Here is an 11,099-nt window from a genome sequence, read left to right on the forward strand (position 1 = left end):
GGCTTTATTGTGTTCGCCGCTAAAGTGTTAGAGCAACACCGTGCGCAGGGTCGGACTAAGCATCAGCAAAAACGAACAGACCAGGCCGACAAACCACACCAGACTTCGTTGCCAGGCCAAGTCTGCCCAGTAGCACAACAAGTAGATCACCCGGGCAATCACGAAGATGACTGCCAGAACGTCAACCAGCCACCCCGCCGTTTGCGTGGTGTGCGCCATCAACACCCCGACCGCAAACAGCATGAAGGCCTCGAAACTGTTCTGATGCGCGGCCAGTGCGCGAGCGCCGAAGCCTGTGAGCTGTACTTGTTGCGCGCGCGGCAGGTGATTGTTGTAACCACCCTGCTCTTTCATGGCCTTGGCCACCGGTATGCGGGCGATAAAAATCAGCAAGGCACTGATAAACACGCACCAGAACGGGATACTCATCAGGCTACCTCTTTGATCGCCTCAGGCAATGGCGCCTCTGTAGGGGTATAGACCATTACGTCGAGCACGTCGGAATGAAACTCCCGGCGATACAACACCAGCACCACGCCCGCGCTCATCAACATGAACAGCCACGGACTGACGAACCAGGCGAGCATGGTCATGCCGAAGTAATAAGAACGCAGGCCAAAGTTGAACTGGTTGGCCGCCATCGAGATCACCCGCGCGGCACGCGAAGCGAAGGCCTTGCGCTCCTGCTCGGACACGTGGCGCTCACCGATCATCGGCGCCGAGCCGATCAGGATCGCCGCGAAGTTGTATTGGCGCATGCACCAACTGAAGGTGAAGAAGGCGTAGACGAACACCAGCGCCAGGCACAGCAGCTTGATTTCCGACATGCCTTGGGAAGCCTGTTGAACCATCGGAATGTCGGCCAGCAACGACAGCGCCCGCTCGGAGGAGCCCAGCACCGTGAGAATACCCGCGAGGATGATCAAAGTGCTCGAGGCAAAGAACGAGGCGTTACGCTCCAGGTTGCCCACCACACTGGCGTCAGCGATGCGGTTGTCACGCAGCAGCATGCGGCGCATCCAGTCTTCGCGGTAAAGGTGCAGCACACTGGCCAGGCACGCGGTATCGCGGCCCTTCCAGATAGCGTAACGGGTGTAACCGCCCCAGCAGATGACAAACCAGAGCGCGGCAATAATGTGGATCAGATTGGTGTGGATGAACGACATGCGTATCCCTGTGGTGTGTGAGCGGTATACCAAAAACCTGTGGGAGCGAGCCTGCTCGCGATAGCGGACTTTCAGTCAGCACGCCTATTGAATGTTATGCCCTCTTCGCGAGCAAGCTCGCTCCCACATTAGATTTTCACTCGCCCATAAAAATGCCCCGTATCGATTGATACGGGGCATTTCTGTTGTTGCTCAACGCCCGCTTGTGGCGGGCCTTGAAGCGTCAGGCCAGGGCTTCGCTGCGCTTGCCCAGCAAACGGTCGCACGCAAATGCAACCACCAGGGTAAAGAAGCAAGGCACCAGCCATGCCAGACCTTGCTCGGCCAGCGGCAAGTGTGCCAGTTGAGTTGGCATCCAGTCCGCCAGACCCGCGCCCTTGAGCGCGTCAATCATGCCGAACAGGAACGACACCAGCATTACCGGGCCAACGATGCGCCCCTGCTCCAGCCAGAAATCCTTGCAGAAGCTCAGCGCCACCAGAACGATGCAAGGTGGATAAATTGCAGTCAGTACCGGGATCGAGAACGCGATCAGCTTGGTCAGGCCCAGGGAAGTATTCGGCGCAAGCACAGGTCAGGCCGACTGCCGTCACCAGGCAGGCCAGGGAAATCAGCACCGCCAGGAAGCCGCTGCCCAGGGAACCGAAAGTGTGTTGCACATACGCGTGCAATACCGCTGCGCCGTTGGTAGCGCCGACGGCCACTTCATGGCTGCCCGAACCCAGGCGGAACAGACTCACGTACACCAGCGCCAGACCGACACCGGCAATCAGCCCGGCGATGATCGCGTAACGCGTGATCAGGGCTGGCGACTCGACGCCGCGAGAACGAATGGCGTTGACGATCACGATGCCGAACACCAAAGCACCAAGGGTATCCATGGTCAGGTAACCATTGATGAACCCCTGGGAGAACGGTGCCGCAACGTACTCAGGTGTGGCGGTGCCGATGTCACCCGCCGGCAAGGCGAACGCGGCGATGCCGAGCACGGCCAGGGCGATGATCTTCAGTGGCGCGAGGAAACGGCCCACGGTGTCCAGCAGACGGCCCGGGTACAGCGAGATGAAAAATACCAACAGGAAGTAAACCGAGCTGTAGAGCAGCAGCGCCAGCGGGCTTTCGCCGGTCAGCGGCGCCAGGCCCACTTCGAAGGACACGGTCGCGGTCCGCGGGGTGGCGAACAGCGGGCCCACAGCGAGGTAGCACGCGGCCGCCAGCACGCCACCGGCGATTTTGCCGATCGGACTGCTCAAGGTGTCCATGGCGCCACCGACCTTGGCCAGTGCGACGACGGTGATCACCGGCAAACCGACGGCGGTGATCAGAAAGCCCAGCGCCGCCATCCAGACATTAGGCCCGGACTGCAAACCGACGATAGGCGGGAAGATGATGTTGCCCGCCCCGACGAACAGGGCAAACGTCATAAAGCCGAGTGCCAGGATGTCCTGGCCTTTCAACACTTTCATTAAGGAAATACCACACTACTGAATCGGAATTTAGAGAGGGATTTCCCTTATGGGTGAGGGAAATGCTGTCGGTCCGTATAGGACTGACCCGTTTAGCGCGCAGCGTCCTTGTGGGCAGCAAACGCAAAATGGCGGCTAGCGTAACGAATTTGTCTGACAAACGCACTATTACAGGGCGAACTATCCGATGCGCGACATATCCATGTCGTGTTTTTGCATCTAAATGGTTGTCGACAGTAAGTAAGCCATCGCGAGCAGGCTCGCTCCCACATTGAATCTCAGTGCTCATAAAACCTGTGGGAGTGAGCCTGCTCGCGATGAGGCCCTCACCGCTCCCCCACATAAACGTCAGAAACGACAAAGGCCACCCGAAGGTGGCCTTTGTCTGGTGGAGCGTCAGCTAAGCGCGAGGCTTACTTGACTGCCCAGCCAGTCAGCTCGGCCAGGGCCTTGCCGATGTCTGCCAGCGAACGCACGGTTTTAACGCCTGCGTCTTGCAGAGCAGCGAATTTCTCGTCTGCAGTGCCTTTGCCGCCAGAGATGATTGCGCCAGCATGGCCCATGCGCTTGCCCGGAGGAGCAGTCACACCAGCGATGTAGGAAACAACCGGCTTGGTCACGTGTGCCTTGATGTAGGCAGCCGCTTCTTCTTCAGCCGAACCGCCGATCTCACCGATCATGACGATCGCTTCGGTCTTCGGGTCTTCCTGGAACAGCTTCAGGATGTCGATGAAGTTCGAACCCGGGATCGGGTCACCACCGATGCCGACGCAAGTCGACTGACCGAAACCGGCGTCAGTAGTCTGCTTGACAGCTTCGTAGGTCAGGGTGCCGGAACGCGAAACGATACCGACCTTGCCTGGCAAGTGAATGTGACCTGGCATGATGCCGATCTTGCATTCGCCTGGAGTGATCACGCCTGGGCAGTTAGGGCCGATCAGGATCACGCCCAGTTCGTCGCACTTGACCTTGGCATCCAGCATGTCCAGGGTAGGAATGCCTTCAGTGATGCAAACGATCAGCTTGATGCCGCCGAATGCTGCTTCCAGGATCGAGTCCTTGCAGAAAGGAGCTGGAACGTAGATCACGCTGGCGGTGGCGCCAGTGGCAGCTACAGCATCTTTCACGGTGTTGAACACTGGCAGGCCCAGGTGTTCGGTGCCGCCTTTGCCTGGAGTTACGCCGCCAACCATCTTGGTGCCGTATTCGATGGCTTGCTGGGTGTGGAAACTACCTTGCGAACCGGTAATACCCTGGCAGATAACTTTGGTGTCTTTATTGATCAGGACGCTCATTATTTGCCCTCCGCAGCTTTAACGACTTGTTGAGCAGCGTCGGTCAGGCTGGTAGCAGCGATGATGTTCAAACCGCTTTCTGCCAGTACTTTAGCGCCCAGCTCAGCGTTGTTGCCTTCAAGGCGAACAACAACCGGGATTTTCACGCCGACTTCTTTCACAGCGCCGATGATGCCTTCGGCAATCATGTCGCAGCGAACGATGCCGCCGAAGATGTTGACCAATACTGCAGCGACGTTAGTGTCGGACAGGATGATCTTGAACGCTTCGGTAACGCGTTCTTTGGTAGCACCACCGCCCACGTCGAGGAAGTTGGCTGGTTTGCCGCCATGCAGGTTGACGATGTCCATGGTACCCATGGCCAGGCCAGCACCGTTGACCATGCAACCGATGTTGCCTTCCAGGGCTACGTAGTTCAGTTCGAACTTGGCAGCGTGCGCTTCGCGCGGATCGTCTTGCGACGGATCGTGGAAAGTCTTCAGCTTAGGCTGACGGTACATGGCGTTGGCGTCGATGTTGATCTTCGCGTCCAGGCAGTGCAGATCGCCGTCAGCCTTGATCACCRGCGGGTTCACTTCCAGCAGAGCCAGGTCGTGATCCTTGAACAGCTTGGCCAGACCTACGAAGATCTTGGCGAACTGAGCAACTTGCTTGCCTTCCAGACCCAGCTGGAATGCCAGCTCGCGACCCTGGAATGGCTGAGCGCCAACCAGTGGATCGATAGTGGCCTTGAGGATTTTCTCAGGGGTGTCGTGAGCGATTTTCTCGATGTCCACGCCACCTTCGGTGGAAGCCATGAACACGATGCGACGGCTCGAACGGTCAACGACAGCGCCCAGGTACAGCTCTTTAGCGATATCAGTGCACGATTCAACCAGGATCTTGGTGACTGGCTGACCATTGGCATCAGTCTGGTAAGTCACCAGACGCTTGCCCAACCACTGTTGAGCGAATGCTTTAGCGTCTTCTTTGCTGCGAACCAGCTTGACGCCGCCCGCTTTACCGCGACCACCTGCGTGAACCTGGGCTTTGACAACCCACTCGCTGCCGCCGATTTTGTCGCAAGCTTCTGCTGCTGCTTCCGGGGTGTCTACCGCGTAACCGGTCGATACTGGCAGGCCGTACTCAGCGAACAGCTGCTTACCCTGATACTCGTGAAGATTCATGCTTATTACCGTCTTCGTTAGGTACTGCGCATTCGGTGCTGCACTCATTCAAGTGCCGCACCACCTGTGACTGCTGCTTGCGTAGCCTTTCCGGATACCCGGTACAGCTACGCAAGACTGCGTCCAGCGGATTTTCCGCGGTGAGTCTTGCAGGCAAGGCTCACGACGGGCCATTCCGCCGTGGTTTCTTATTGTCTTAACGCTTCTTGCGGTTGGCGATGTGAATGGCGCCGCCATTCACTGCCAGAGCTGCTTCGTGCAAGGCTTCGGACAGGGTCGGATGGGAGAAAACCATCATGCCCAGGTCTTCGGCGCTAGTGCCGAATTCCATGCCGATTGCGCCCTGCTGTACCAGTTCTGCTGCGCTCGGGCCAATCACGTGGACGCCCAATACGCGGTCAGTCTTGGCATCGGCGATCACTTTGACGAAACCGCCGGTATCGTTGGCTGCCATGGCACGGCCAGAGGCTGCGAACGGGAAAGTGCCGACGTTAACTTCAACGCCTTCAGCTTTCAAGGCCTGCTCGGTTTTACCCACCCATGCAATTTCCGGGTGAGTATAAATAACCGAAGGGATCAGGTCATAGTTCATCTGGGCTTTATGGCCCTTGATGCGCTCGACAACCATGATGCCCTCTTCCGAGGCCTTGTGCGCCAGCATCATGCCGCGAACCACGTCACCGATCGCATAAACGCCCGGAACGCTGGTCGCGCACTGGTCGTCAACGAAGATGAAGCCACGCTCGTCGATGGTCACGCCGCTATCGGCAGCCAGCAGATCGGTGGTCACTGGACGGCGACCAACGGCTACGATCAGCTTGTCGAAGGTGATGGTCTGTTCGCCGTTGGCGTCGGTGTAGGTCACCACGACTTCTTCGCCGTTGACTTTGGAACCGGTAACGCGCGCGCCCAGCTTGATGTCCAGACCTTGTTTGGTCAGGGTTTTCAGCGCTTCTTTGGAAACGGCGGTGTCAGCAGCCATCAGGAACGTGTCCAGGGCTTCCAGGACAGTCACTTGAGCGCCCAGACGGGACCATACCGAACCCAGTTCCAGGCCGATCACGCCAGCGCCGATCACGCCCAGACGTTTTGGAACCGATTGGAATTCCAGTGCGCCCGTCGAATCGACGATGACTTTCTGGTCAACCGGAGCCGGTGGAATGTCGATCGGACGCGAGCCCGAAGCGAGAATCACGTTCTCGGCTTCGATGATTTCGACGCTGCCGTCAGGCTTGGTCAGTTCGACTTTCTTGCCGGCCAGCAGTTTGCCGTGGCCTTGCAGGGAGGTCACGCCGTTGGCTTTGAACAGGGTGGCAACGCCAGAGGTCAGGCCTTTGACGATGTTAGCCTTGCGGCCGACCATTGCTGGCACGTCCATGGTCACGCCAGCGTGGTTGATGCCGTGGATCGCGAAGCCGTCTTGAGCTTCGTGAAACTTCCAGGAGCTGTCCAGCAGCGCCTTGGACGGAATGCAGCCGACGTTCAGGCAAGTACCGCCGAGGGCCAGCTTGCCCTCTTTATCGGTGTATTTCTCGATGCAGGCAGTCGAAAGGCCAAGTTGCGCCGCTTTAATGGCAGCTACGTAGCCGCCAGGGCCCGCACCAATCACTACCACGTCGAATTTCTGAGTCATGTGTCATTCCTTCTCGAATCAAACCGGACGATCCCGTTCAGGGGACCGTCGTGGGACGAAGCTGGTCATTACAGATGGGCCGTTCATCGCTGAGCGGCCCGTGCAACGAAATCAGATATCCAGCAGCAGACGAGCCGGGTCTTCCAGCAGGTTCTTGATGGTAACCAGGAAGGTCACAGCTTCTTTGCCGTCGATCAAGCGGTGATCGTAGGACAGAGCCAGGTACATCATCGGACGGATAACAACCTGACCGTTGATCGCCATTGGACGCTGCAGAATGTTGTGCATGCCCAGGATAGCCGCTTGCGGCGGGTTGACGATCGGGGTCGACATCATCGAGCCGAATGTACCACCGTTGGTGATGGTGAACGTGCCACCAGTCATTTCGTCGATGGTCAGCTTGCCGTCGCGAGCCTTCTTGCCGAAGTTGGCAATGCCGCCTTCGATTTCAGCCAGGCTCATCAGTTCGGCGTTACGCAGAACCGGCACCACCAGGCCACGGTCGCTGGACACAGCAACGCCGACGTCAGCGTAGCCGTGGTAGACGATGTCGCCGCCGTCGATGGAAGCGTTGACAGCCGGGAAGCGTTTCAGCGCTTMGGTGGCCGCTTTCACGAAGAACGACATGAAGCCCAGGCGCACGCCGTTGTGGGACTTCTCGAACAGGTCCTTGTACTTCGAACGCAGGGCCATGACTTCAGTCATGTCGACTTCGTTGAAGGTCGTCAGCATCGCCATGTTCGACTGTGCTTCAACCAGGCGCTTGGCCACGGTTGCACGCACGCGGGTCATCGGCACGCGCTTCTCGGTGCGGTCGCCAGCAGCGAACACAGGAGCAGCGGCAGCCGGGGCAGCGGCCTTGGCAGGCGCGGCAGCCGGAGCGGCTTTCTTGGCAGCAACGGCTGCAACCACGTCTTCCTTGGTCACACGACCGCCTTTGCCAGTACCGGCAACGGAAGCGATGTTGATGCCGCTTTCTTCAGCCAGCTTGCGAGCAGCTGGTGCAGCAACAGGATCATCTTCGCCAACAACGGACAAAGCAGCAGCCTGTGCAGGCGCAGCAGCAGCAGCGGCTGGAGCGGCGGCAACAGCACTGCCCTCTCCGATGGAGCCCAGGACTTCGTCGGACAGAACGGTGTCGCCTTCGTTCTTGACGATAGCGCCCAGAACGCCATCAGCGGTAGCCAACACTTCCAGTACGACTTTATCGGTTTCGATGTCGACGATCAGTTCGTCGCGCTTGACCGCGTCGCCCGGTTTTTTGTGCCAGGTGGCAACGGTGCCATCGGCAACCGATTCCGGGAAAGTGGGGGCTTTGATCTCGATAGCCATTGTCTGTGGTTCCTTAAATTCGGTTTCAGGTGCGCGAAGGCGTTAAACAGTAAAGGCGTCTTGCAGCAGTTTTTCCTGCTGTTCGGCGTGCATCGATGCATAACCACATGCAGGTGCAGCAGAAGCGTCACGGCCCGCGTACTCGAGTACGAGAGACTTGTTGTGACCGCCAACGATGCGACGCATGTGATGCTGACTGCAGTACCAGGCACCCTGGTTCATCGGCTCTTCCTGGCACCAAACGATGTGTTTGAGGTTGGAATAAGGAGCCAGGACTTCAATCAAGTCGTCCTCAGGGAATGGGTACAACTGCTCAAGACGCACGATGGCGATGTCATCACGACCTTCGGCACGGCGTTTTTCCAGCAGGTCGTAGTAGACCTTGCCGCTACACAGCACGAGACGAGTGACCTTTTTCGGATCATGCGCATCGATTTCCGGGATAACGGTCTGGAACGAACCTTCGGCCAGATCTTCCAGGGTCGAGATGGCCAGCTTGTGACGCAGCAGCGACTTCGGAGTCAGCACTACCAGTGGTTTGCGCAGGGGACGAATCACCTGGCGACGCAGCAAGTGGTAGATCTGGGCCGGCGTAGTCGGCATGCACACCTGAATGTTGTGCTCGGCGCACAGCTGCAGGTAACGCTCCAGACGAGCCGAAGAGTGCTCCGGACCCTGACCTTCATAACCGTGTGGCAGCAACATGGTCAGACCGCACAGACGGCCCCACTTGTGCTCACCGCTAGTGATGAACTGGTMGATAACCACCTGGGCACCGTTGGCAAAGTCGCCGAACTGGGCTTCCCAGATCACCAGCGCGTCAGGCGTGGTGGTGGAGTAGCCGTATTCGAACGCCAGTACGGCTTCTTCGGACAGGAACGAATCGTACAGGTCGAAACGTGGCTGGCCTTCGTACAGGTGTTGCAACGGGATGTAGGTGCCCGCGTCTTTCTGGTTGTGCAATACCGCATGGCGGTGCGAGAACGTACCGCGGCCGATGTCCTGGCCGGTCATGCGAATCGGGTGACCTTCGAACGCCAGGGTCGCGTACGCCRTGGTTTCGGCGTAACCCCAGTTGATCGGCAGGCCGCCGGCTTGCATTTTCTGACGGTCTTCGTAGATCTTCGCAACCTGGCGCTGAACCACGAAACCTTCCGGGATTTCCAGCAGCTTGGCAGACAGCTCTTGCAGGGTCTTCAGATCGAACGTGGTGTCGTGACGCGCAGTCCAGGCGTGGCCCAGGTACGGACGCCAGTCGACGAACAGCTCTTTGTTCGGTTCCTTGACCAGGCTTTTCACTACGTGCAGGCCGTTGTCCAGCGCGTTGCGGTATTCGTCGACTTTCGCCTGAACACGTGCAACGTCAAGCACACCGCTCTGGGTCAGACGATCGGCATACAGCTCACGCGTGGTGCGCTGCTTGGTGATCTGCTGATACATCAGAGGCTGGGTGCCGCTTGGCTCGTCCGCTTCGTTGTGGCCGCGACGACGGTAGCAGACCAGGTCGATCACCACGTCACGCTTGAACTGCATGCGGTAGTCGATAGCCAGCTGGGTCACGAACAATACGGCTTCCGGATCATCACCATTCACATGGAGGATCGGCGCCTGGATCATTTTCGCAACGTCGGTGGCGTACTCGGTGGAACGCGAGTCTTCCGGGTTGCTGATGGTGAAGCCAACCTGGTTGTTGATCACGATGTGAACAGTACCGCCCGTCCGGAAGCCGCGAGTCTGCGACATCTGGAAGGTTTCCATGACCACGCCCTGACCGGCGAATGCCGCGTYACCGTGGATGGAAATCGGCAGGACTTTCTCACCGGTCGGATCGTTACGACGATCCTGACGGGCACGGACCGAACCCTCGACCACTGGCGAAACGATTTCCAGGTGGGACGGGTTGAACGCCATGGCCAGGTGGACTTCGCCGCCTGTGGTCATTACGTTGGAGGAGAAGCCCTGGTGATATTTAACGTCACCGGAACCCAGCTCGACCTTCTTCTTGCCTTCGAACTCGTCGAACAGCTCTCGCGGGTTCTTGCCGAAGGTGTTGACCAGCACGTTCAGACGGCCACGGTGGGCCATGCCGATAACGATTTCCTTGGTGCCGTAGGAACCGGAGCGCTGGATCAGCTCGTCAAGCATCGGAATCAGGCTTTCGCCGCCTTCCAGGCCGAAACGCTTGGTGCCCGGGTATTTGGTACCCAGGTATTTTTCCAGACCTTCGCCTGCGGTGACGCGCTCGAGCAGGTGGCTCTTGATGTCGGCCGAATACACCGGACGACCGCGCACACCTTCCAGACGCTGCTGGAACCACTGGCGCTGCTCGGAATCGACGATGTGGGTAAATTCAGCGCCGATGGTGCGGCAATATGTCTGCTGCAACGCTTCGTGAATTTCGCGTAGGCTCGCTTCCTCTTTGCCGATGAACAGGTCGCCGGCACGGAAGGTCGTATCAAGATCGGCATTGGTCAAGCCGTAATGATTGATCGACAGGTCTGCAGGTGCAGGACGCTGCCACAGCCCCAGCGGGTCAAGCTGGGCTGCCTGGTGGCCACGCATCCGGTAGGCCTGGATCAGTCGCAGTACTTCAACTTGCTTCTTCTCGTGCTCACTGCTCACGCTGCCGGCGGAAACCGGTTGGGCGCGGCGCTGGTTCTTTGCCAGCAGCACGAAATGATCGCGAATCGTCGAGTGCGATACATCGGTGGCAGCGTTGCCGTCAGCGGGCAACGTCTGAAATTTGGTGCGCCACTCTTCTGGCACAGCGTTAGGGTCGTGCAGGTAGAGCTCATAAAGCTCTTCCACATAGGCAGCGTTACCACCTGAAAGATAGCCGCTGTTCCACATGCGCTGCATCACGCTTTCTTGCATGCTTGGTCACCCTCGGTTAGGGGAACACCATCGGCGAAGACACCGAGCAAGCTTGCAGAAGTCCGAATGCAGCGACCAAAACAAGCCACTTAGGATCACGCTGATAGTCCGGGTACCAGCCCGGATGCCCCTGCTTGTCTCATTTCTTCAAAATAAGAGCCGCAGCC

General features: G+C 58.4%; 7 protein-coding genes and 1 pseudogene. All 8 read right to left on the reverse strand.

Features of this window, described 5'->3' with window-relative positions; translation table 11 throughout:
* Positions 1 to 27: 27 nt before the first annotated feature.
* The 8 genes and pseudogenes from AC1DH9_RS13500 to AC1DH9_RS13535 all read right to left on the reverse strand — a co-directional run bounded on the left by AC1DH9_RS13500 (position 28) and on the right by AC1DH9_RS13535 (position 10,932).
* The gene (locus AC1DH9_RS13500) at positions 28 to 429 is read right to left on the reverse strand and encodes an MAPEG family protein (RefSeq protein ID WP_427545757.1); all 402 of its coding nucleotides are present in this window, start codon (positions 427 to 429) and stop codon (positions 28 to 30) included.
* Complete coding sequence (locus AC1DH9_RS13505) at positions 429 to 1,166, reverse strand: DUF599 domain-containing protein (protein WP_019692314.1); 738 nt, start codon at positions 1,164 to 1,166, stop codon at positions 429 to 431. The genes AC1DH9_RS13500 and AC1DH9_RS13505 overlap by 1 nt, the downstream gene beginning before the upstream one ends.
* Positions 1,167 to 1,389: 223 nt before the next feature.
* Positions 1,390 to 2,632 (reverse strand): annotated as a pseudogene (brnQ, locus tag AC1DH9_RS13510) (branched-chain amino acid transport system II carrier protein).
* A 413-nt stretch (positions 2,633 to 3,045) separates the two neighbouring features.
* Complete coding sequence (gene sucD / locus AC1DH9_RS13515; RefSeq protein WP_017127973.1) at positions 3,046 to 3,927, reverse strand: succinate--CoA ligase subunit alpha; 882 nt, start codon at positions 3,925 to 3,927, stop codon at positions 3,046 to 3,048.
* Positions 3,927 to 5,093 carry an ADP-forming succinate--CoA ligase subunit beta gene (gene sucC, locus AC1DH9_RS13520; protein ID WP_477808285.1) on the reverse strand — a complete coding sequence of 389 codons (1,167 nt, stop codon included), beginning with the start codon at positions 5,091 to 5,093 and terminating at the stop codon, positions 3,927 to 3,929. The genes sucD and sucC overlap by 1 nt, the downstream gene beginning before the upstream one ends.
* A gap of 196 nt (positions 5,094 to 5,289) precedes the next feature.
* Positions 5,290 to 6,726 (reverse strand): dihydrolipoyl dehydrogenase, encoded by a 1,437-nt coding sequence (lpdA, locus tag AC1DH9_RS13525; RefSeq protein ID WP_019692318.1) that lies wholly within the window; start codon positions 6,724 to 6,726, stop codon positions 5,290 to 5,292.
* A gap of 111 nt (positions 6,727 to 6,837) precedes the next feature.
* Positions 6,838 to 8,058: a 2-oxoglutarate dehydrogenase complex dihydrolipoyllysine-residue succinyltransferase gene (gene odhB, locus AC1DH9_RS13530; protein WP_477808286.1), complete on the reverse strand. Its 1,221-nt coding sequence runs from the start codon at positions 8,056 to 8,058 to the stop codon at positions 6,838 to 6,840.
* Positions 8,059 to 8,100: 42 nt separating this feature from the next.
* Entirely contained in the window at positions 8,101 to 10,932 is a 2,832-nt protein-coding gene (locus AC1DH9_RS13535; protein ID WP_477808287.1) for a 2-oxoglutarate dehydrogenase E1 component, read from the reverse strand.
* Positions 10,933 to 11,099: the final 167 nt, after the last annotated feature.

Source organism: Pseudomonas sp. 05T35, assembly GCF_056396605.1.